The 21,503-nt window shown below is 69.0% G+C and carries 20 protein-coding genes, 1 tRNA gene, 1 other RNA gene and 6 pseudogenes; 19 read left to right on the top strand and 9 right to left on the bottom strand.

Going from position 1 to position 21,503, the window contains the following annotated elements:
• Positions 1–19: 19 nt before the first annotated feature.
• Positions 20–670, bottom strand: a complete 651-nt coding sequence (locus tag ACFHW1_RS20525; protein ID WP_416556097.1) for an Rv3235 family protein — start codon at positions 668–670, stop codon at positions 20–22.
• Positions 671–792: 122 nt separating this feature from the next.
• Positions 793–1,020 (bottom strand): helix-turn-helix transcriptional regulator, encoded by a 228-nt coding sequence (locus ACFHW1_RS20520; RefSeq protein WP_416556098.1) that lies wholly within the window; start codon positions 1,018–1,020, stop codon positions 793–795.
• A gap of 108 nt (positions 1,021–1,128) precedes the next feature.
• Here ACFHW1_RS20520 and ACFHW1_RS20515 point away from each other — a divergent pair, with 108 nt between their 5' ends.
• On the top strand, positions 1,129–1,629 hold the full coding sequence (locus ACFHW1_RS20515) for a DUF6912 family protein (protein ID WP_416556099.1): 501 nt from the start codon (positions 1,129–1,131) through the stop codon (positions 1,627–1,629).
• Positions 1,630–1,648: 19 nt separating this feature from the next.
• On the opposite strand, the gene pruA is transcribed toward ACFHW1_RS20515, so the two are convergent.
• The gene (gene pruA, locus ACFHW1_RS20510) at positions 1,649–3,277 is read right to left on the bottom strand and encodes an L-glutamate gamma-semialdehyde dehydrogenase (RefSeq protein WP_416556100.1); all 1,629 of its coding nucleotides are present in this window, start codon (positions 3,275–3,277) and stop codon (positions 1,649–1,651) included.
• A 184-nt stretch (positions 3,278–3,461) separates the two neighbouring features.
• Between pruA and ACFHW1_RS20505 the strand changes: the two genes are divergently transcribed.
• The 10 genes from ACFHW1_RS20505 to ACFHW1_RS20460 all read left to right on the top strand — a co-directional run bounded on the left by ACFHW1_RS20505 (position 3,462) and on the right by ACFHW1_RS20460 (position 12,221).
• Positions 3,462–4,508, top strand: a complete 1,047-nt coding sequence (locus ACFHW1_RS20505; RefSeq protein ID WP_416591459.1) for a hypothetical protein — start codon at positions 3,462–3,464, stop codon at positions 4,506–4,508.
• A 111-nt stretch (positions 4,509–4,619) separates the two neighbouring features.
• Positions 4,620–5,963 (top strand): serine/threonine-protein kinase, encoded by a 1,344-nt coding sequence (locus tag ACFHW1_RS20500; RefSeq protein ID WP_416556102.1) that lies wholly within the window; start codon positions 4,620–4,622, stop codon positions 5,961–5,963.
• A gap of 220 nt (positions 5,964–6,183) precedes the next feature.
• Positions 6,184–6,699 carry a PadR family transcriptional regulator gene (locus tag ACFHW1_RS20495; RefSeq protein ID WP_123603708.1) on the top strand — a complete coding sequence of 172 codons (516 nt, stop codon included), beginning with the start codon at positions 6,184–6,186 and terminating at the stop codon, positions 6,697–6,699.
• Between the two features lie 45 nt (positions 6,700–6,744).
• A complete protein-coding gene (gene prfB, locus ACFHW1_RS20490) occupies positions 6,745–7,860 on the top strand; it encodes a peptide chain release factor 2 (protein ID WP_282233698.1) in 1,116 nt (371 codons plus the stop codon).
• 219 nt (positions 7,861–8,079) lie between these two features.
• Entirely contained in the window at positions 8,080–8,760 is a 681-nt protein-coding gene (ftsE, locus tag ACFHW1_RS20485) for a cell division ATP-binding protein FtsE (protein WP_123603706.1), read from the top strand.
• 96 nt (positions 8,761–8,856) lie between these two features.
• Entirely contained in the window at positions 8,857–9,732 is an 876-nt protein-coding gene (gene ftsX / locus ACFHW1_RS20480) for a permease-like cell division protein FtsX (RefSeq protein ID WP_416556103.1), read from the top strand.
• A gap of 152 nt (positions 9,733–9,884) precedes the next feature.
• A complete protein-coding gene (gene smpB / locus ACFHW1_RS20475) occupies positions 9,885–10,361 on the top strand; it encodes an SsrA-binding protein SmpB (RefSeq protein ID WP_416556104.1) in 477 nt (158 codons plus the stop codon).
• 123 nt (positions 10,362–10,484) lie between these two features.
• Positions 10,485–10,858: a transfer-messenger RNA gene (gene ssrA, locus ACFHW1_RS20470) on the top strand.
• A gap of 124 nt (positions 10,859–10,982) precedes the next feature.
• Entirely contained in the window at positions 10,983–11,957 is a 975-nt protein-coding gene (locus ACFHW1_RS20465; RefSeq protein ID WP_416556105.1) for a hypothetical protein, read from the top strand.
• Between the two features lie 3 nt (positions 11,958–11,960).
• Positions 11,961–12,221 carry a hypothetical protein gene (locus ACFHW1_RS20460; protein ID WP_416556106.1) on the top strand — a complete coding sequence of 87 codons (261 nt, stop codon included), beginning with the start codon at positions 11,961–11,963 and terminating at the stop codon, positions 12,219–12,221.
• Here the strand turns inward: ACFHW1_RS20460 and ACFHW1_RS20455 are convergent.
• Entirely contained in the window at positions 12,183–12,986 is an 804-nt protein-coding gene (locus tag ACFHW1_RS20455; RefSeq protein ID WP_416556107.1) for an S-methyl-5'-thioadenosine phosphorylase, read from the bottom strand. The genes ACFHW1_RS20460 and ACFHW1_RS20455 overlap by 39 nt on opposite strands.
• Positions 12,987–13,221: 235 nt before the next feature.
• On the opposite strand from ACFHW1_RS20455, the gene ACFHW1_RS20450 reads away from it, so the two are divergent.
• The 3 genes from ACFHW1_RS20450 to ACFHW1_RS20440 all read left to right on the top strand — a co-directional run bounded on the left by ACFHW1_RS20450 (position 13,222) and on the right by ACFHW1_RS20440 (position 14,518).
• Positions 13,222–13,776, top strand: coding sequence for a YqgE/AlgH family protein (locus tag ACFHW1_RS20450; protein WP_123605053.1), 555 nt, complete (start codon positions 13,222–13,224; stop codon positions 13,774–13,776).
• Positions 13,777–13,886: 110 nt separating this feature from the next.
• Positions 13,887–13,959 (top strand) — tRNA-Ala (locus ACFHW1_RS20445).
• Positions 13,960–14,080: 121 nt separating this feature from the next.
• Positions 14,081–14,518, top strand: a complete 438-nt coding sequence (locus ACFHW1_RS20440) for a hypothetical protein (protein WP_416615935.1) — start codon at positions 14,081–14,083, stop codon at positions 14,516–14,518.
• Between the two features lie 18 nt (positions 14,519–14,536).
• On the opposite strand, the pseudogene ACFHW1_RS20435 reads toward ACFHW1_RS20440, so the two are convergent.
• The 3 pseudogenes from ACFHW1_RS20435 to ACFHW1_RS20425 all read right to left on the bottom strand — a co-directional run.
• A pseudogene (locus tag ACFHW1_RS20435) lies at positions 14,537–15,034 on the bottom strand (recombinase family protein); the annotation flags it as partial.
• Between the two features lie 56 nt (positions 15,035–15,090).
• A pseudogene (locus tag ACFHW1_RS20430) lies at positions 15,091–15,270 on the bottom strand (recombinase family protein); the annotation flags it as partial.
• Between the two features lie 104 nt (positions 15,271–15,374).
• Positions 15,375–15,833, bottom strand: a pseudogene (locus ACFHW1_RS20425) (transposase); the annotation flags it as partial.
• A gap of 159 nt (positions 15,834–15,992) precedes the next feature.
• Here ACFHW1_RS20425 and ACFHW1_RS20420 point away from each other — a divergent pair.
• From ACFHW1_RS20420 to ACFHW1_RS20405, 4 genes and pseudogenes are all read left to right on the top strand, one after another.
• Positions 15,993–17,198, top strand: coding sequence for a tyrosine-type recombinase/integrase (locus ACFHW1_RS20420; protein WP_416557623.1), 1,206 nt, complete (start codon positions 15,993–15,995; stop codon positions 17,196–17,198).
• Positions 17,195–18,124, top strand: coding sequence for a tyrosine-type recombinase/integrase (locus ACFHW1_RS20415; RefSeq protein ID WP_416615934.1), 930 nt, complete (start codon positions 17,195–17,197; stop codon positions 18,122–18,124). Before ACFHW1_RS20420 ends, ACFHW1_RS20415 begins: the two co-directional genes overlap by 4 nt.
• Positions 18,121–19,098 (top strand): tyrosine-type recombinase/integrase, encoded by a 978-nt coding sequence (locus tag ACFHW1_RS20410; protein WP_416615933.1) that lies wholly within the window; start codon positions 18,121–18,123, stop codon positions 19,096–19,098. Before ACFHW1_RS20415 ends, ACFHW1_RS20410 begins: the two co-directional genes overlap by 4 nt.
• Before the next feature lie 110 nt (positions 19,099–19,208).
• Positions 19,209–19,730: pseudogene (locus tag ACFHW1_RS20405) on the top strand (transposase); the annotation flags it as partial.
• 186 nt (positions 19,731–19,916) lie between these two features.
• Here the strand turns inward: ACFHW1_RS20405 and ACFHW1_RS20400 are convergent.
• Positions 19,917–20,183: pseudogene (locus tag ACFHW1_RS20400) on the bottom strand (transposase); the annotation flags it as partial.
• 189 nt (positions 20,184–20,372) lie between these two features.
• On the opposite strand from ACFHW1_RS20400, the pseudogene ACFHW1_RS20395 reads away from it, so the two are divergent.
• A pseudogene (locus ACFHW1_RS20395) lies at positions 20,373–20,525 on the top strand (IS256 family transposase); the annotation flags it as partial.
• A 61-nt stretch (positions 20,526–20,586) separates the two neighbouring features.
• Here the strand turns inward: ACFHW1_RS20395 and ACFHW1_RS20390 are convergent.
• Entirely contained in the window at positions 20,587–20,844 is a 258-nt protein-coding gene (locus ACFHW1_RS20390; protein WP_416557657.1) for a polymorphic toxin-type HINT domain-containing protein, read from the bottom strand.
• Between the last annotated feature and the right edge of the window lie 659 nt (positions 20,845–21,503).

The raw sequence follows: 21,503 nt of genomic DNA, 5'->3' as shown, positions 1-21,503 counted from the left end.
ATCCCGGCGGGTTGCCCGGTCACACGACGTCGACCGTGGTGCTCAACCAGCCGGTTGGCCGGCGTTCCAGCCGGAAGGCGAGCGCCCAGCTGCGTTCGTCGGTGCCGAGCACCGCGACGGCCTCCGCGACGCCGCTGACCGGCTCGCAGATCCGCAGCTGACGGACCCGGAGCAGCTCGACGGGGCGCCGCCCACCGCGGACGATCGGCGTCGGATGCGGCGATGCCGGCCCGCGTCGGGCCCGGCCCGGTTCGTCCGGTCTCCGGGCCCGGTCGACGGCGACGGCCAGCTGCGCGCCGACCGCGAGCGCCTGTGCCGGGTCGGCGAGCCGGCGGATGTGGCCGGCCGGGCGGAACCCGTTGATGATCTCCAGGCTCGCGGCCAGGAACCGGTGCGCGGCCCGGCGGGCCTCCGGTGACGCGCCGGCGAGCGCGCCCGGCGGCAGCCCTCCGTGGCCACCGGCCGACCCGTTGGCCGGTCGGCCGACGGTGGTCGCGGACCGGTCGGCGACCACCGCGCCGGGTGCCGCCCCGGCCAGGTCGAGCGCCAGCTGTACGCCGGGACCGGGACGCATGTCGAACTGAGCCGGCTCGTCGGTGAACGGCGGGTCCAGCGGTGGGGCGGGTCGCAGTCGGACGGGGGGACGTCGGATCCGGGTCGCGACAGTCATCCGAGCTCCTGTTGATCTTGCGTTTGCCTTCGTTTGCCTTCGGCAGACCAATTTGAAGCCAGCATGACGCCGTCCGTCAACGTCTGTCGATGACGGTGTTCGGACAACCAGTAGGCGCCGGACTACTCCGGCTCGCGCTCGATCAGCGGGTTGCTCTGCACCCACTGCGCCGTCTCGGCGTACTTGCGCTGGATGTACTTCTCCAGCTGGGCGCGTTCCACCCGCCACTGTCCGCGTCCGCCGATCTTGATCGCGGGCAACTCGCCACTGCGAACCATGTGATAGACCTGCGAGTCGGATACGTTGAGTTCGGCGGCGACGTCGGACAACTGCAGGAACCTCGGCTCCACGGTGACTCCCGGCTCGTCTACGTCGGTCGGTTCAGTGTGCCACCGTGGCCCCGCAGGGCCGCTCGGCGGCGTACATTGCATCAGCGACGACATCTGTGGGGGGCGAGCGTGTCCGACAACCTGCTCCGGGTCTACGTCCCGGCCACCCTGCCGGCGCTCGCCGGGCTCCGCGACACCGGCCAACTCGCCGCCGACGTCGCGCACACGGTGACCCCCGCACTGCGGGAGTGGTACGTCGAAGGTGACGAAGAGGAGCTGGAGTACGTCGCGTTCACCCGCGCCGCCCAGGAGTCACTGCGCCACCTGCGCGACGATGCGGCCGCCCCGCGCCGGCGGGTGGTGATCGCCGTCGACCTGCCGGCGGACGCGCTGAAACGGTCGGTCGCCGAGCTCGGCTCCAGCACCGTGACGCTGGCCGGCCCGATCGCCTTCGCCTCGGTCGCCGCGGTGCACGTCGACGGCGACGAGGCGGTCGACGATGTAGCGGCGGCGGTGGCCGCCGTGTCGCAGGCCGCCGTCGGTGACCCCGACGCCCAGTTCGTCGTGGACGGTGCCGAGGACCATGAGCTGGAGTGGTACGACGTGTCCGAGCTGGAGACGCTGCTGTGACCGGGCCGGCCCGCCCGGCTCAGCCCATGTGCGGGTAGCGGTGGTCGACCGGCGGCACGAACGTCTCCTTGACCGTGCGCGGCGACGTCCAGCGCAGCAGGTTGTGCTTCGACCCGGCCTTGTCGTTGGTGCCGCTGCCCCGGGCGCCGCCGAACGGCTGCTGCCCGACGACCGCCCCGGTCGGCTTGTCGTTGACGTAGAAGTTGCCGGCCGCGTACCGCAGCATGGCGCCGGCCCGGTCGATCACCCGCCGGTCGGTCGCGAAGACCGACCCGGTCAACGCGTACGGAGCGATCTCCTCGGCCTGGGCCACCACGTCCCAGAACTGGTCGTCGTCATAGACCGACACGGCCAGGATCGGGCCGAAGTACTCGGTGCTGAACACCTCATGCCCGGGATCGGTGCAGGTCAACAGGGTGGGCCGGACGAACCAGCCGACGCTGTCGTCGACCGTGCCACCGGCCAGCACCTGACACGACGGGTCGTTGCGGACCCGGTCCAGCACGGCCGCGTGCCGGGCGAACGCCCGGTCGTCGATCACCGCGCCGCCGAAGTTGGTGAAGTCGGTCACGTCGCCGTAGGGCAGTGACTCGACCGTCGCGACCAGTCGGTCCCGCAGCCCGGCCGTCCACAGCGACTTCGGCAGGTACGCCCGGGACGCCGCCGAGCACTTCTGTCCCTGGTACTCGTATGCGCCCCGGACCAGGGCGGTGTGCAGCGCTGCCGGGTCGGCGCTGGGATGCGCCACGATGAAGTCCTTGCCGCCGGTCTCGCCGACCAGCCGGGGGTACGAGCGGTACCGGCCGATGTTCTCCCCGACGGTCCGCCACAGCTGCTGGAACACCCGGGTGGAGCCGGTGAAGTGGATGCCGGCCAGGTCCCGGTCGGCCAGCGCCACCTCGGACACCGCCAGCCCGTCCCCGGTGACCAGGTTGATCACCCCCGGCGGCAGCCCGGCGGCCTCGAACAGCCGCATGGTGAAGTGGGCGGCGAACTGCTGCGTCGGGGACGGCTTCCAGACCACCGTGTTGCCCATCAGCGCCGGCGCGGACGGCAGGTTGCCGGCGATCGCGGTGAAGTTGAACGGGGTGATCGCGTAGACGAAGCCCTCCAACGGTCGGTGGTCGAACCGGTTCCACACCCCGGGTGCGGATCGGGGCTGCTCGGCCAGCACCTGTTGACCGAAGTGCACGTTGAACCGTAGGAAGTCGATCAGCTCGCAGGCCGAGTCGATCTCCGCCTGGTAGGCGGTCTTGGACTGACCGAGCATGGTGGCCGCGTTCACCGTGTCCCGCCACGGGCCGGCCAGCAGGTCGGCGGCGCGCAGGAAGACCGCGGCCCGTTCGGCGTACGGCAGGTTGCGCCAGCCCGGTGCGGCCTGCTTCGCCGCTGCCACCGCGGCTTCGGCGTCGGCCGGCTCGGCGTTACCGGTCACCCCGAGAACGTGCCGGTGCCGGTGCGGCATCACCACCTCGATCGGCGCGCCCGCCGCCATCCGCTGCCGGCCGCCGATCGTCATCGGCAGCTCGATCCGGTCGGCCGACAACTCGGTGAGCCGGCGGCTCAGGTCGGCCCGCTCGGCGCTGCCCGGCGCGTAGTCGCGGATCGGTTCGTTGCGGGGGTCGGGGGTGGCGGGAACGGCGTCCATCACAGGCTCCTGGCGTGATCTCGACAACGTCGGCGAAAGACGGACCCGTCGGGGCACCCGGTGGGGCGGCCACGGCGACGCGGTCCGGGGCCCATCGTCGCACGCCCGGCTGACCCGCACGCCGATCCGCGTACGCTGGTCGGCACCGGACGACAGCACGCCGACGACCAGGAGGGCACCAGCGATGACCAGCCAACCCGCAGTCGCCCCCGACGCCGAGTCGGGCCCGGCCGGCTCGGTCGGCGCGGCAGTCGTTCTCGGCCTGCTCAGCCTCGCCTGGGTGACCCTGCTGATCGTCTCCGTGTTGAGCACCCTGGGGTCGTCCACCGACGGGGTGCTCGCGGTGACCGAGACCGCGTACGGGCTCCCGGCGGTGATCTTCGCGGCGCTGATCGCCGGAGCGGGTGTCGCCCAGGCGGCCCGCCGACTGGCGGACCGGTGGCTGGGCGCGGCAGCGGTGCCGAGACTGCTTGTCGCCCTCGGCTGCGGAGCGTCGACCGGCGTCGGTGCCGCCGCCGCCGTCGTGTTCGGCGACGGCCGGGGCGGGTCGGCCGTCGAGATCCTCGGCTGGGCGCTGTTCGCCGGCGCCACGGTCGGCGGCGCGTTGACGGGTCTGCACCGCCGGGCCGGCCTGCTGACGGCGGCGGCCGCCGCCGGCGCGCTGGCGGTCGCCGGCACGACGACCGCCAGGGAACTTGCCAAGGGGCCGTTGCTGGAGCTGTTCGGAGCCGCCGACACCGCCGGATCCGTGCTGGCCGCGCAGTCCCGGCTGGTCTGGGCCACCGCCCTGCTGGCCGGCGCCCTCGCCGGGCTGGTGACCTTCGGCTACCTGCACCGGGCGGTACGCCGGTCCGGCCGGCCGCTGCCCTGGCCGGGATACCTGGTCGCCGGGGCCGGTCCCGGCTTGCTGTTGGTGATCGCCGAGGTGGTCACCCGGGTCGGTGGTGCCCAGTTGCTCGATCTGGCCCGGTCGTTCAGTGAAAGCGACCAGGCCTTCCAGACCATGGCCGACGGGGCCCGGATCAACTCGGCGCTGATCGTCCTGTTCACTGCGGCGTTCACCGCGTTGATCTGCCTCGGCCGGACGTTGCCCGGCCAGCCGGATCCGGAGCCGGCCGCAGATGCCGCGCCGACTGCGGATGCCGAGCCGGCGGTGGGTCCCGAACCTGCTGTCGGCTCCGAGCCGGCGGTGGGTTCCGAGCCGGCGGTGGGCTCGGCCGGCACCCGCTGACGTCCACGGTCGGACAACTTCCCGTCACAGTGACGCGGATCCCTCCCAGGTTCGTGCCAAGCGTCGCTTTGGTGACCGTCGTGCCTCAGCCGCACACCTACCGTCGACGGAGTGGACGGGCAGTACGGCACGCGACAGGCGCTCGACGGGCGGTACCGGCTGGGGGCGCAGTTCTCCCGTGGGGCGGTTGGCGCGGTGCACCACGGGCACGATCTGCGCGACGACGTGCCGGTGGCGGTGAAGGTGCTCCGGTCGGACGCCGCCGAGTATCCCGATCTGGTGGAGGGCTTCCACACCGAGGCTGCTCTGCTGTCCCGGCTGGACCATCCGAACGTGATCCGGCTCCGGGCCCGGACCGCCGTGGGCGACCTGCCCGCCCTGGTTCTGGACCTGGTCGACGGCGACGACCTGCGCCACCGGGTCCGCCGGGACGGTCCGCTGCCCCCGGCTGTCGCGGTCGCCGTCGCCGCGCAGGTCGCCACTGCTCTGTCGTACCTGCACGAACGGGACATCGCGCACGGCGATGTCAAACCGGCGAACCTGCTGGCGCCGGCGGACGGCGGCCGGGTGCGGCTGATCGACTTTGGTGCCGCCCGGACCGGGCCCGCGTCGGCGCCGGACCGGGCCACCCTGGCCACCCCGGAGTACGCCGCGCCGGAGATTGCCAGCGGCGGTCCGCCGACCTGGTCGTCGGACGTCTACGCGCTGGGCATCGTGCTGTTCGAGTTGCTGTGCGGCCGTACGCCGTACCGGGGCGGGAGCGCCGACGAGGTCCTCGCCCGGCACCGGCGGTGTGTGCCGGTACCACCGCCCGGGCTGCCACCGGCGGTGTGGCCGGTGATCGAGCAGTGCCTGGCGGCACGGCCGGCCGACCGGCCGACCGCCTGGTCGCTCGTCGCCCGGCTGCGTGGTCTGGAACCGGCGCTCGACGGCTGGCCGGCGTTGCCGGCGTTGCCGGCGGATACGGTCACCTGGTGGCCCCGGGACGTTGCGGCCGCTTCCGCGGCTCCGGTGGGAGCGCGGCCACGACGCCGGGCGCTGCAGTTCGGCGGATTGGCCGGAGCGGGGCTCGCGTTGTCGGCGTTGGTAACGGGTCTCACCCTGGCGGCCGGACAGGGGGCCGGCTCGCAGCCGGGCCGGCTCAGTGGCCCGATCGGCCCGGTCGGCGCGGCGGTGCCGTCGGCACCGCCGGCTGCGGAGTCATTGCCGAGGTCGGTTCCCCCGGGCGATCAGCAGGGCGGGACGCCGTCGGGGAGCCCGGTTGGTCCCACCGGCCAGGTAGGTTCGAGCGGGACGGCTGGGTCTGGTGTGGCCATCGGGACGCCGCAACCGTCCGATCCGGGACAGCTACCAGGCTTTCCGGAGGATATGCCCGGTGACCTGGGGCTCCGGATCGGGGACCCGGTGCCACAGTGGCCGATGTCCGGGGTGGCCGGACCGGACACTCCGAACTAGTCAGACGAAGTAGACTTCATGCCTCAAACTTCACTAATGATTCCTGTGCCTAGGCATGTTGCTGCGGGTAACATATTCTTTGTCCGTTTTGCTGCCTGATGGTAAATATTGATCTTCCTTACCGGACCGTCGTCCACAGACAGTGCACTTTAGAACACGGTTGGTCGCGGATCGCGCCAAATCCTGGACGTAGAGGCGACAAAGTGGCAGCGTAGAGGGCATGGCGGATGTACGAATCAATCCCACGGCGGCAGCCCTTCTCGGACTGCTCCATGAAGGACCCATGACAGGCGGGCAGCTGATGGCTGAAGCTGACCGTCGACTTGGCGCTTACTGGTCGATGACCAGAAGCCAGGTGTACCGGGAGCTACCGGTGCTTGCCGAGCAGGGCCTGGTCCGGCTCGGCAAGCCCGGGCCGCGGTCGAGCCAGCCGTACGCGATCACCGCAGCCGGCAAGCGGGCGTTTCTCAAGTGGTTGGCCGACGCCCCGGGTCGCGACTCGGTGCGCAACCCGATCGCGTTGCGGGTGGCGTTCGGTGAGCACCACACGGCCGACCAGTTGAAGACGGTCTACGCGGACGCGAGCGAGCACCACACCGAAGCGCTGGCCGCGGCCCGCGAGCAGGCCCGCGAGGCGAAGAAGAACGGCGACACCTTCGGGGCCGCCGCGCTCGAGTTCGCCGTCGCCTACCACAAGGCCGCACTCTCCTGGCTGAAGACCGCACCGGTGGGCTGACCACCGGCGGCGGTCGTCGGTGGTCACGACGTATTGTTGTCGGTTGTGACCACTGCCGACTATGCCGACCAGCTAAAAGATCTTGACGCCACGCTTCGCCGGATCGAGGCGGTCATCGACATTGATCGACTGCGCCGCGACCGGGCGGAGCTGGAGGAGGCTGCCTCTGCCCCCGACCTCTGGAACGACCAGGCGAGGGCACAGCAGGTCACCTCCCGGCTGTCGTACGCGAACGCGGAGATCGCCAAGCTGGAGTCGTTGCGCACCCGGCTGGACGACGCGGCCTTGCTGCTGGAGATGGCGCAGGCGGAGGAGGACGCCGGCACGGTTGCTGAAGTCGGCACCGAGCTGGCCGGGTTGCACAAGGCGATCGAGGAGTTGGAGGTGCGCACGCTGCTCTCCGGGGAGTACGACTCCCGGGAGGCGCTGGTGGCGATCCGGGCCGGGGCCGGCGGTGTCGACGCCGCCGACTTCGCCGAGATGCTACTGCGCATGTACCTGCGGTGGGCGGAGCGGCACGGCTACCCCACCGAGGTCTACGAGACGTCGTACGCGGAGGAGGCCGGTCTCAAGTCGGCCACCTTCACGGTCAAGGCGCCGTACGCGTTCGGCACCCTCAGCGTTGAGTCCGGAACGCACCGTTTGGTGCGGATCAGCCCATTCGACAACCAGGGTCGGCGGCAGACCAGCTTCGCCGGCGTCGAGGTGCTGCCGGTGGTCGAGCAGACCGATCACATCGACATCCCGGAAAACGAGATCCGGGTGGACGTCTACCGGTCCTCGGGGCCGGGCGGGCAGAGTGTGAACACCACCGACTCGGCCGTACGGCTCACCCATATCCCCACCGGCATCGTGGTCACCTGCCAGAACGAGAAGTCCCAGCTGCAGAACAAGGCGGCCGCGCTGCGCGTGCTGCAGGCCCGGCTGCTGGAGCGCAAGCGGCAGGAGGAGCAGGCCAAGATGGCCGGGCTCAAGACCGACGCCGCCGGCTCGTGGGGCGACCAGATGCGGTCGTACGTGCTGCATCCGTACCAGATGGTGAAGGATCTGCGGACCGAGCAGGAGACCGGCAACCCCACCGCGGTGCTCGACGGCGACCTGGACGCCTTCATCGAGGCTGGCATCCGCTGGCGCAAGCAACAGGAACTCGCCGAGGACTGATACTGGCGGCAGTTGCCCAACTACTATTCGTATCCAAGTCTCATGTACGGCCTGTGACTGAGCCCATCATTTCGGGTGGTGTCGGTTCGGTCCAGACGGCTGATTTCCTGGGTTTCGCGGGGATTTGCTGGTACGAAACCTCGCGCATTACCGACATAGGAGACATCTACCATCAGGCTGGACTTGGCGTAGCCGTTACACCGCGTAGACTCACCACCCGTGATTGCGCTCGAGCAAGTGACGAAGACGTACCCGAAGGCGTCCCGGCCCTCGCTGGACAACGTGTCGGTTGCGATCGAGAAGGGCGAGTTCGTCTTCTTCATCGGTCCGTCCGGCTCCGGCAAGTCCACGATCATCAAGCTGCTGCTGCACGAGGTGACCCCCAACCAGGGCAAGGTCATCGTCAACAGCAAGGACGTCACGACCATGCGCTCCTGGAAGATCCCCAACTTCCGGCGCTCCATCGGTTGCGTGTTCCAGGACTTCCGGCTGCTGCCCAACCGCACCGCGTACGAGAACGTCGCCTTCGCCCTCGAGGTGATCGGCAAGACCAAGGCGGTCGCCCGGCGGGTCGTCCCGGAGGTGCTGGAGCTGGTCGGCCTGGGCGGCAAGGAGCACCGCTACCCGCACGAACTTTCCGGTGGTGAGCAGCAGCGCGTCGCGGTGGCCCGGGCGTTCGTCAACCGGCCGCTGGTGCTGCTCGCCGACGAGCCGACCGGAAACCTCGATCCGGACACCTCGATCGAGATCATGCGGCTGCTGGACCGGATCAACCGCACCGGTACCACGGTTGTGATGGTCACCCACGACTCGAACATCGTCAACCAGATGCGGCGGCGGGTCATCGAGATCGAGGCCGGCCGGATCGTCCGCGACCAGGCTCGCGGCGTCTACGGCTAACCAGCCACCACGGCTCCACCGGGGCCTGTGTCGGCCGGCACCGGCACGTGGCGGCCTGGTACCACCATCCAGCGGCAGATCCGGAAGAGGAACCCGATGCGCGCGAAATACGTCCTGTCCGAGGTGATGGTCGGGCTGTGGCGCAACGTGACGATGACCGTCGCCATGATCATCACCATGGCGGTGTCGCTCACCATGCTGGGCGCGAGTGGCCTGATGTACCTGCAGGTCAACTCGATGAAGGACTTCTACTACGATCAGATCGAGGTCTCGATCTTCCTGGTGTCCGACGTCTCTGACGAGCAACGCGACAGCCTGCAGAGCTCGCTCGACGCCGACCCGTTGATCTTTAACGTCACGTACGAGTCCAAGGATGAAGCGTACAACCGCTTCCAGACGCTCTACGCCGACGCCCCGGACCTGGTCAATGCGGTCGAGCCGGACCAACTGCCCGAATCGTTCCGGATCAAGCTGGTCGATCCGGAGGAATACCAGGCGATCTTCGACAAGTACAACGGCACCGAGGGCATCGACGAGATCGTTGACCAGCGCAGGCTGCTCGACAAGATCTTCAACATCCTCGGCTCGGTGCAGAGCATGGCGCTGATCGCCGCATCGATCATGGCGGTGGCGGCTCTGCTGCTGGTCGGCAACACGATCCAGGTCGCGGCGTACAGCAAGCGGCGCGAGGTCGCCGTGATGCGGCTGGTCGGCGCCTCAAACTGGTTCATCCAGGCCCCGTTCGTACTCGAAGCCGTCGTCGCCGGCCTGTTCGGCTCGCTGCTGGGCTTCGGCGCCCTGGTGCTGGGCAAGATGTTCCTGCTCGACGGCTCGCTGCGCGACCTCACCGAACTGCTGACCCCGATCGAGTGGAGCAGCGTACTGCTGATGTTCCCGGTGATGGCCGGCGTCGGTGGCCTGGTCAGCGCGATCACCGCCTGGGTGACGCTGCGCTTCTACCTGCGGGTCTGACGCTCGACCCGATCGACTCGATCTGCCGCCGCGCGCCGGCCGGTACCGGGAAAACCGGTACCGGCCGGCGCGTCGTCGCGGGGTAACATGGCGCGGTTGTCCGTCGGCGCCGCGTCTGCGCAGCAGCGCCTGGGTCCGGAGAGGAGGCAGCCATGCCGCGGGAGAAAGGGCGCAAAGTCGTCGCTTCGAACCGCAAGGCCCGGCACGACTACGCCATCAGCGACGTGTACGAGGCCGGCATGGCGCTGACCGGCACCGAGGTCAAGTCGCTGCGGTCCGGCCGGGCCTCGCTGGTGGACGCCTTCGCCCAGGAACGGCAGGGCGAGATCTTCCTGTACGGCATGCACATCCCGGAGTACGACCAGGGCACCTGGACCAATCACGAGCCCCGCCGGACCCGCAAGCTGCTGCTGCACCGCACCGAGATCGACCGGCTGCTCGGCAAGCTGCGGGAGGGCGGTCTGACCCTGGTCCCGCTCTCGGTGTACTTCTCCGACGGCTGGGCCAAGGTCGAGCTGGCACTCGCGCGCGGCAAGAAGTCCTACGACAAGCGACAGGACCTGGCCAAGCGGGACGCCGACCGGGAGATCCAGCGGGCAGTGGGCCGGCGCGGCAAGGGGATGGGCTGACCGGGTAGCACCTTCTGCCCGTAGCCGGCTCAAGCCTTCTGGCCGTAACCGGGATGAAGCCCGGGGCCGGAGGCGTTAGGATCGGTACGGGCGCGGACCACCTCCGGGCCGCGCCGCACACCAGGGGGTGACTGGTTTCGACTTCGTACGTTGCGGCAGGGGAAGCGAGCCGAGGAAGCCGACGTCGTCTCGTGAATCGGTCGTCGGAAACCAATAAGCGCCAACTCTAAGCGCGCTGACTTCGCTCTCGCCGCCTGAGGCGAGTAGCAAGTCTGTCGGTCTGGGACTGCCTTCGGCCCAGTAACCGGCATCAGTGAGAGGGCTGGCCTAGCGAACCCGGTCGCGGGGTTCGTGCGGCGAGATCAAACGCGACTGGGCCCGTCACATCGACTCGCTCGCGTGATCGATGGGGCCGAGTAGAGGCACAGCGAGCTGCGCTCGGAGAAGCCCTGGCAAGACGCCGAAGGACCCGGGTTCGATTCCCGGCACCTCCACGGACAACAGCCGGCCCACCGCCACCAGGCGGTGGGCCGGCTGTCGTTGTATGGCCAGCTCACTATATGTAGTCAATCGCCTAGTTGGTCCGGGAACCCGCTGCCAACCTGGTGCGTCTGACCCGACATGCGCCGTTTCACCGCCCTGTTGGGCATACCACTGATCCTGATCGCAGGTTGCGCGCCGACCGACGGGACCGCACCCGGCGGTCCAGGAGGCTCCGCCGACGAACGTTGGGAGAGCTTCCAGCAGCGCGCCGACGAGGTCGCCGAGGCGTGGCGCACCGCCAGCGGACGGCAGGAGTGGCTGGCCGGCTACGCGCCACTGCAGAGCCCTACCGTGCTCCCCGCCGAGCCCGGATTCACCCCGGAAACCGAACAGGCGTTCCACGCCGGGTGGTACCGGGCCGAGTTGACCGTACCGACCGAGACACCCGCCGACGGCACCGTCGACTTCCCCGACGGGACGCTGAGCGTACCGCTGGTCAGCGCCGCCGACGCGTACGCGGAACTACGCCAGGGCGACCCGCCGCAGTGCGACGCGGCCCGACCCGGCCCCGACCCGACCGGCAGCGCCACCGACCTGGGCGGCACACCCGGCCCGGACGACAGCGTCACCCACTCCGGTGAGCTCGGCTGCCAGGCGCTGACCGTCACGGCCGCCACGCTCGGCACCGTCGACCTGCTGACCAGCCGGGGCACGGCACAGGTGCCCGCCTGGCTGTTCGACGTCGCCGAACTCGACGGTCCGGTCGCCCGGGTCGCCGTCGACGAATCGGTCGCCGTACCGGCCCCCGAACCGCAGGTGCCGGAGCCGGCCGGGATGACCACGTTCGTCACCGCGCAGAACCTCACCGGCGTCGACGGCACCGAGTTGGCGTACCAGCTCGGCGTCGGAGCCTGCGACAGCGACATCACCCCGTTCGTGCAGGAGTACGCGGACGCCGTGGTGGTCGCCGGCGGTGTGACCCGCACCGCGCAGGAATGCACCGACCAACTGCTGTTCCATCCGGTCACCGTGACCCTCGACGAGGCGCTTGGGGCCCGTACGGTGCTCGACGCGCTCACCGGTCGCCCACTGCACATCGCTGCGGTCGGCTGAGCCATGCCGCAGCCGTACGGCCCGGGTCAGGAACCGGACGACACCGCCGTGACCATGTCCCAACTGCTCGACCGGGGCCTGCCCGGGCAACGCCAACCGGCCGGAGCCTGGAACCTGCCCGCCGGGGAGGCGGTGATCCTGGCCGGTGACGCGGCGACCGGCAACCGGATCCGGATGTGCCTCGACGTCGCCGGGATCAGCGCTGCGGTGGTGGTGCTGGCACCGTCAGGGCAGCTCGAGGGGCAGGGTGATGCCGTCGAGTGACCGCGGGCACGGGCAGTCCCGCTCCATCGGCCAGGTCTCCAGCGCGGCCAGCAGCAGCGCGCGTAGCCGGGCGGTGTTCTCGCCGAACACCCGGAACACCTCTTCCTGGGTCACCGCGTGCCCACCCTCGACGCCCGCGTCCAGATCGGTCACCAGGGCGATCGACGTGTAGCACAGCGCCAGCTCCCGGGCGAGAACCGCCTCCGGGTGGCCGGTCATGTTGACCACCGCGCCGCCGATCGCGGTGAACCATCGGGACTCCGCCCGGGTGGAGAACCGTGGCCCCTCGACCACCACCACCGCACCGCCGTCGCGTGGCTGCAGGCCCTGCTCGGCGCCGACCCGCAGCAGCACCGACCGCCCGGTCGGGCAGTACGGGTCAGCGAAGCTGACGTGCACCGCACCCTGGTCGTAGAAGGTCTGCACCCGCCCACTGGTCCGGTCGATCAGCTGGTCGGGCACCACGAACGTGCCCGGGCCGAGCTCCGGGCGCAGCCCGCCGACCGCGCACGGCGCCAGCACCTGGCGTACGCCGAGCGAGCGCAACGCCCACAGGTTGGCCCGGTACGGGATCCGGTGCGGCGGATGCCGGTGGTCCCGGCCGTGTCGGGGCAGGAACGCGACCCGCCGTCCGCCGACGTCGGCGACGGTGATCGAATCGGACGGTTCACCGTACGGCGTCGGCACCCGGTGCTCCGTCGCGTTGTCCAGCAACGCGTACAGCCCGGATCCGCCGATCACCGCCAGCTCTGCCTGCGCCTGCATCAGGTCCCTCCCGGTTTCGGGCAGGGTGGCCGGAAACGCCCGTGCCACGCCCGCGCGGTTAGACCTTAACCGGGCGCTGTCGAGCAAGCTATGGTGCCAGGCATGGCTTTCACTGCACCCGTGGCGGATCGGCGCCGCGCCGTCCGCGCGGACCGTGGGGGTCGTGACTGCGCCGTGTGGGCAGGTACGGGAGGTCGAGGTGCACGGTGAAGGTCAGCGGATCGGGGGACGGTCGATGGCGTCGATGACCGGCCAACTGCTGGTCGCGACGCCCACGCTCAAGGATCCCAACTTCGACCGTACGGTCGTGCTGCTGGTCGCCCACGAGGCCGGAGGAGCGCTCGGGGTGGTGCTGAACCGGGCCACCGAGGTGCCGGTCGCCGAGGTGCTGGGTGGCTGGAGCAGTCTCGCCCGGGAGCCGTCGGTGCTGTTCGAGGGCGGCCCGGTGCAGCCCGAGTCGGCGATCTGCCTGGCCCGTACCCGCACCCAGACCGGCCGGGTGAAGGGTTTCCACCGCATCGCCGGCCCGCTCGGCACCGTCGACCTGTCGACCGACCCGGGGCCGCTCGCCGAGTCGATCTCCGGGATCCGGGTCTTCGCCGGCTACTCGGGCTGGTCGGCCGGGCAGCTGGAGGAGGAGATCAACGCCGGCTCCTGGTTCGTGCTGGAGGGCCTGCCGGACGATCCGTTCATGGCCCGCCCGGACGATCTGTGGCCGATGGTGCTGCGCCGCCAGCGCGGCATGATGGCCGCGGTGGCCCACTTCCCGGCCGACGTCTCGATGAACTGACCTCGCGCATCGCTGAGCCGACCCGGACGTCGGCGAGCCGACCCCGCGAGATGACCGCGCGGGGCGGCGTGTGTAGTATTGCCGGGTGCCCGGGAGATCCGGGCCGACCGGGGGCCGTGGCGCAGCTGGTAGCGCACCACACTGGCAGTGTGGGGGTCAGGGGTTCGAGTCCCCTCGGCTCCACCGACCGCACCATTGTGCGAACCGGTGGTTGTTCCTCGTGAGTGCCCCCGTCCGGGTTGGGCGGGGGCATCGTCGTGTCGGTGGGGATCTTGAACACGGGGATGACTCCCTGGTCGGTGAGTTGGACTTCGGCGATGAGGGTTTCGATGGCGGCTTTGCGTTCGGTGTCGCTGCCGCTGGTCATGATCGTGCTGAGGTAGTCGCGGATCGTGGTGATGGTTCCGGGTGCTGGTGGGGCGGGTTGGGCGGCGAGTTCGGTGTCGAGTTCGGTGTGCCGGGTGTGGAGTTGGGCCAGTCGTTGGCGGAGTTCGCGGATGCGGGGTCCGGCGGTGGCGTCGTCCATGGTGCCGTTCTCGAACGCGGTGTGATACCTGGCGAGGCTGGCTTCGGTGGTGGTGATCTGGTTGGCGAGGGCGGTGAGTTCGGCGCTGCGGTCGTCGGTGGTGGTGTGGCGTTGGGTGTGGGCGCGTTCGATCATGGCGACGAGGACGGGTTCGGCGGTGGTGTAGAAGTCGTAGAGGGCCTGCAGGACGGCGTTGTCGAGTTCGTCGGCGGGTAGGCGGGGTGCGGTGCAGGTGGCGTGTTTGCCGTAGCGGGTGCGGGTGAAGCAGGTGTAGTAGCGGTAGCGGCGGGTGCGTCCGTTGGCGGACGTGCCGATGTAGCGATGTCCGCAGCGTGGACATGTGAGCAGGCCGGTGAGGTAGTAGTCCGAGTCGGACATGGCCCGCTGGGTTTGGGCGTCGCCGCGGGCGGCGGCGATGTCCTGGGCGCGTTGGAAGGTGTCGCGGTCGATGAGGGGGTCGTGGGCGTCGGGGACGTAGACGTCGCGGTAGGCGATGTCTCCGACGTAGGCGGGGTTGTCCAGGATTCGGTTGATGGTGTGTCCGGACCACTTCTTGCCGGTCCGGTTGGGGACGCCGCGTTCGTTGAGGGTGGTGGCGATGGCGCGGGTGCCGACGCGGTCGCGGGTGTAGAGGCGGAAGATGTCGCGGAGGATGGGTGCCTCGTCGGGTGTGGGACGAGGCGGTGGTCGGGGTTGACGAGGTAGCCGTAGGGGCGGGTGCCGCCGGCCCATTTTCCTTTGCTGGCTTTCGCTGTCATGCCACTTTTCACTCGGTCGATGATGATGTTGCGTTCGAATTCGGCGAATACGGCGAGGAGTTGGAGCATCATGCGGCCGAAGGGTCCGCCGGTGTCGATGGGTTCGGTGGCGGAGGAGAAGCGGACGTTTGATGCTTCGAGGATGGTGACGAGGTCGAGGAGGTCGGTGACGCTGCGGCTGAATCGGTCGAGTCGGTAGACGAGTAGGACGTCGTAGAGGCCGGCTTTGGCGGCGTGGAGTGCTCTTTTGAGTCCGGGGCGTTCGGTGGTGGGGGTCTGTCAAGTTAACGGTGTAACTGGGGTTGGTTGATCTTCTACTTGCGGCCGGCGGACAGGCGTCCGTCGAAGGTGATGTCGAAGGCGTTGAGTGCGCTCTTCCAGCGGGTGGCCCAGCGTTTGCGGCCTTGCCCGGTCGGGTCGAGGCTCATCACGGCGAGGTAGACGCACTTGAGGGCGGCCTGCTCGTTGGGGAAGTGGCCGCGGGCGCGGACCGCGCGGCGGATGCGGGCGTTGACGCTTTCGATGGCGTTGGTGGAGCAGATGATCCGGCGGATCTCGGCGTCGAAGGCCAGGAACGGCACGAACTCGGCCCAAGCGTTCTCCCACAGCTTCACGATCGCCGGATACCGGCCGCCCCAGGTCTCGGCGAACTCCAGGAACCGTTCGGTGGCGGCGGCCTCGGTCGGTGCGGTGTAGACCGGTTTGAGGGCCTTGGCGATGGCGTCCCAGTGCTGGCGGGCCGCGTAGCGGAAGGAGTTGCGCAGCAGGTGCACCTTATGCCGATATCGGCATAAGGTGCATTACTCCGAGGTCGCGGTTATGCCGATGCCGCGGCGTATGCCGGTGCGGCTGTTCAGGTCCGTTCTGGTGTTGTCGGCATAATCGCGGCGGGTTGACGCTGGCCTCTCCTTTGATTGGAGGGGTTGGTGGTGATGGATCTTCTGGGAGCCCGGGTGGTCGGGCCTTTGGAGTCGCACGCGGCGGGGTACGCCGCGCATCTTGAGCAGCGCGGCTACACCTTCGCGACGCGGCGTAACTGGATGACGCTGGTGGCGCACCTGAGCCGGTGGCTGGCGGGTGAAGGGCTGGGTGCGGCGGGGTTGACGGGGCAGGTGGCGCGTCGTTACGTCGCGGCTCGTGCGGCGGCCGGCTACCGTGCCTGCCGTTCATCCCGGTCACTGGACCCGTTGCTGTCGTACCTGCGTGACGTGCAGGCGGCGCCGGCCGAGCCGCCTGCCGCTGTGTCGGCTGGCGATGCGCTGGTGGAGCGGTTCCGGGCGTACTTGCTGGCGGAACGCGGGGTGAAGCCTGACGTCGCCGAGTTCTACGTCGTGTCTGTGCGACCGTTCGTGTCCACGGTGATGGTCGACGACGGCGTTGACGCGGCGAGGCTGTCGGCGCGGACGGTGACGGCGTACCTGTCCGGGTTGACCCGTTCGTTGGCGCCCAAGACCGTTCAGGGTCGCGCGTCGGCGTTGCGGGCGCTGCTGCGGTTCTGGTTCCTCGACGGCGTCGCCGACACCGATCTGTCGGTGTCCGTGCCGAAGGTCGCGCACCGCGCGTCGGGTCTGCCCAAAGGGCTACCCGCAGAGCAGGTCACGGCACTGCTCGCGTCGTGCGACACGCACAGCGTGAACGGGCTGCGGGACCGGGCAATCCTGACCATGTTGGCCCGTATGGGCCTGCGGGCCGGTGAGGTCGCGGGGCTGCAGCTCGACGATCTGGACTGGAGGCAGGGCGAGGTCGTGGTGCGCGGCAAGGGCGGCCACCGTGACCGCCTGCCGCTGCCGGTCGACGTCGGGCAGGCCTTGGTCGACTATCTCGAAGCGGGTCGGCCTGCGGGCGCGCTGGACCGGTGCGTGTTCGTCCGGGTGAAGGCCCCGCGTCGTGGACTGACCAGCATCGGCGTGACGCAGGTGGTCAACGCGGCCGGGCACCGCGCCGGGCTGGGCACTGTTTACGCCCATCGGCTGCGGCACAGCGCGGCGACCGCGATGCTGGCCGCGGGGGCGCCGCTGACCGAGATCGGCCAAGTGCTGCGTCACCGCAGCGTGTTGACCACGGCCATCTACGCCAAGGTCGACATCGCGGCGCTGCGCAGCCTGGCGATGCCTTGGCCGCAGGAGGTGACTCGATGACCACCGATCTGCGGGCCGCGCTGGCCGACTACCTGAAGCTGCGGCGCGGGCTGGGCTATGGGCTACGCCGCGATGAGAAGCTGATCGTGCAGTTCCTCGACTATCTCGACGACCTCGGCCGCACCGCGTTCACCGTCGATGATGCGTTGGCCTGGGCGAAGCTGCCGGAGCCGGCCAGCCCGGGCTGGCTGGGAATGCGGCTGTCCGTGGTGCGCAGCTTCGCCGCCTACCTGCACACCCTGGACCCGACGGTGCCGGTCGTCCCGCCCGGACTCCTGCCAAGCCGGGGACGCCGGGCGGTGCCTTACCTCTACTCCGACGCCGACCTGGCCGCCCTGTTACAGCAGACCGAGTCGCTGAAGACACCGCTGCGCACCGCTACCATGCGCACGCTCATCGGGCTGCTCGCGGTCACCGGCATGCGTCTGGGCGAGGCGCTGGCCGCCGATGACAGCGACCTCGACGCCGACGCCGGTGTCCTGGTGGTGCGGCACGCCAAGTTCGGCAAGCAGCGCCTGCTGCCGCTGCACGACAGCACCGTCGCCGCGCTGACCGCCTACCGCGCGATCCGCCACGCGTGGTTCCCCACCCCGGTCAGCCCCGCCCTGCTTGTGTCGCAGGCAGGCACCCGCCTGCTCGTCTTCAACGTCGGCGTGACCTTCGCCCGGCTCGCCCGCCGGGCCGGGCTGGCCCCACGCTCGCCGTCATGCCGTCCCCGGCCGCACGACCTACGCCACACGTTCGCGGTCCGCACCCTGCTGGGCTGGTATCGCGACGGCGCCGACATCGACACCCGGCTACCTCTGCTGTCGACCTACCTAGGGCACGTGTCGCCGAAGAACATGTACTGGTACCTCGACGCCGCGCCCGAGCTGATGGCCGAGGCCGCCCAAAGGCTGCGATCGGCGTCAGGACCACGGCCGTGACCGCCGTCGCGACCACGGTGCAGGCCTTCATCACCAACCGACTGATCGCGCAGCGGCAGGCCAGTCCGCACACCGTCGCCGCCTACCGCGACGCCATCCGCATGCTGCTGCAGTTCGCCAGCACCAGGACCGCCAAGCCCTTGTCCAAGCTGGACTTCGCCGACCTGGACGCGACCACAGTCGCCGCGTTCCTGGATCACCTGGAACGACAGCGGGCCAACAGCGTCCGCAGCCGCAACGCCCGCCTCGCCGCGATCCACTCCCTGTTCGCCTTCGCCGCGCTGCACCACCCCGAGCACAGCGACGACATCACCCGAGTGTTGGCCATCCCCGCCAAACGAGGCGATCACCGCATCATCGAGTTCCTCACCGACGAGGAAACCAACGAACTGCTCGACCAGCCCGACCGCGCCACCCGCACCGGCCGCCGCGACCACACCATGCTGCACCTGGCCGTCCAGACAGGGCTTCGCGCCGGCGAACTGACCGCGCTGCGTCGCCGGGACACCCATCTCGGCGCAGGACCCCATGTCAGCTGCCTTGGCAAGGGCCGCAAGCGGCGCGCCACCCCGCTGACCACCGACACCGTCAACCTGCTCCGAACCTGGATGGCCGAACGCGGCGGCGAACCCGACGACGTGTTGTTCCCGACCAACCGCGGCGGCGCACTCAGCCACGACGCACTCGCCCAACGGCTCGCCGTCTACGTCGCGCGATGCCCCCGACTGACCGCAAGAACCATCACCCCACACGTCCTGCGGCACACCGCCGCCATGCGCCTGCTGCACGCCGGCGTCGACATCACCGTCATCGCGCTCTGGCTCGGCCACGAAAGCGTCGCCACGACTCAGATCTACCTACGTGCGGACATGGAACTCAAGCAGCGAGCCCTCGACCGAACAACTCCGACCGGCACACAACCCGGCCGCTACCGCACGCCCGACCGCCTGCTCGCCTTCCTCGAAGCCCTGTGATTATGCCGACCCGACGACCACGAGCACCGCCACTGAACAGCGCCGGAGCACCCGGCATCGGCATAACCGCGACCTCGGAGTAATGCACCTTATGCCGATATCGGCATAAGGTGCACCTCATCCGGGCCGCGACGAAGTTCGTGTCCTACAAGGACCGACGGGCGATGGCCGCCGCGTTGAAGGACATCTACACCGCCCCGACGGTGGAGGCGGCCGAGACCGCGATGCTCGGCTTCGCCGACAGCCCGCTCGGCCGACGCTACCCGGCCGCGGTCGCGGTCTGGGAACGGGCGTGGGAACGGTTCACTCCGTTCCTGGCGTTCCCTCCCGAGGTCCGCCGGATCATCTACACCACCAACGCGATCGAGAGCTTCAACTACCAGATCCGGAAGATCATCAAGAACCGTGGGCATTTCCCCACCGACGACGCCGTGATCAAGCTGATCTGGCTCGCGATCGCCGACATCGAGGACAAACGCGCCCGGCAACGCGCCGCCGAGGCCGGTAAACCCGCGAACTCCCGCACCGCGCCGCCACGGCTGGTCGAAGGCGCCGGCGTGCACGGCTGGAAACAGGCCCTCAACGCGTTGGACCTGTTCTTCCCGAACCGTATCCCCATCGATGCCCGATAGTTGGACAGGATAGGGCGTTACACAGAAATTCGGACAGGCTCTCTCGCCGACCAGTTCCAGGCGTTCCAGATTACGGATCGCACCGAGGACATGGGTTGAATCGGTTCGCGTTCGTCCGCCCGCCGCCAGCAGATCCGCCGCTCTGAGCCGATCGAGCACCGCCTCGAACACCAGCGCCTCGGCGGATCCGGACTCGACCAGGCGGCCACGGAACTCCGACAGGACCGAGGCGTCGAACCCCTGGTCGGTCAGATCCAGTCCCAGAAGGTACTTCCAGTCGAGCCGGCCACGGACCGCGTCGGCCGCCTGGGCGTCGGAGAGTCCTTCGGTGAACTGCAGGACGCTGACGATCGCCAGCGTCGCCGGCGAGGCGGCTGGCCGTCCACGTGCGGGGAACAGGCTCGCGAACGCTTCGTCACTGAACAGCGGGCCGAGCACGTCACGTAGCCGCATGCAGAACGTCGTCTTCGGGAACGCCGCCCTGGCCACCCGCACGGTCTGCGCGGGGATCGCATCATCCGCACGCGGGCACAACGACATCGCCACCACTCCCAACCATCAGCTCCGTCACCACCAGACAACAGCCTGAGCAACCACGCCCGACCCGCCTGGCAGCGACACACAGCGAATTTGCCAGCGGAGTCCGAACAGGCCGCCCTCAAGTGCGTCTACCTCGCCGTGATGAGCCTCGACCCGACCGGGCAAGGCCGCAAACGCTGGGCCACCCGCTGGAAGAGCGCACTCAACGCCTTCGACATCACCTTCGACGGACGCCTGTCCGCCGGCCGCAAGTAGAAGATCAACCAACCCCAGTTACACCGTTAACTTGACAGACCCGAGATAGGCTAAACCCGCATTACCGGCAAAATACGTGAATCAGACGCCCTCTGAGGTCTTCCGCGTCGACCCACTCCGACAACTCCGGCACCCAGAACGGATGATCGTCCGTGGCCGTGATCACCGACCGATCGCCACCACCGGTGGCGACCGACACCTCCACAAGCTCCTTGTCACCACCACCGGTAATGGCAGGCTCGACCCGCTTGGCCGCCGTCTCACCGGACTCCGAATCAGTGGTGAGGCCTCCCTCCCCTCCCCTCCCGCCTTTTGACACCTCGGAAAGCTCATTCCGGGCACCTCAATAGGTTTCTACAGGCTCTCACCAATCCGTCGAACGATGCTTGACATTCCCTCCACAGCAGCTCTCAACGCACGGTCAAGCGCAGCAAGATATTCCACTCGATTCTGATCATAAGAGCCAGAGGACACCTTTTGCCACACATCCCGATAAGCATCCTCAAGATCAAGAACCTCTTCGACAAGTTCTGCCCGCTGGTCGAATGAAAGACCAACCCTACCCTGCAAAAGCATGCTCAGTTCAGCCCTGGTAGAAATAACTTCCCCGACGAGGCGAATATGCGCTAGACCAACCCTCTTACTTAAGAGGATCTCCGCAAGAACAGCATCATGATGTTCTCCTTGACCTAGCAACGCAACCCCTAGCCGAGAGTCCTTCTGAGCGCAATCATTCCTCGCGCTCCTGCCGGTATATCCACGCCACCATCTCGCAAAATCGACACACAGTATGTTACGCAACTATTGTGAATTCCATCGTAGCCACCCAGGTTCGCTCCAATTGAGTCTTGCTGGGCCCGCATGGCGGCTCCCGTATCAGGAACATCGAAGGTTCGCTCAATAACGTTTGGACCTAGTAGGGCAGCCGTACTTCGTGACCTGACCGGTGCGGTGGGGTATGGACGGACAGGATGTGCG

It is taken from the genome of Micromonospora sp. LOL_014 (assembly GCF_048060245.1).
In the GTDB taxonomy this organism is placed as follows: Bacteria; Actinomycetota; Actinomycetes; order Mycobacteriales; family Micromonosporaceae; genus Micromonospora_E.
This window is presented reverse-complemented; position numbering and strand designations above follow the sequence as displayed.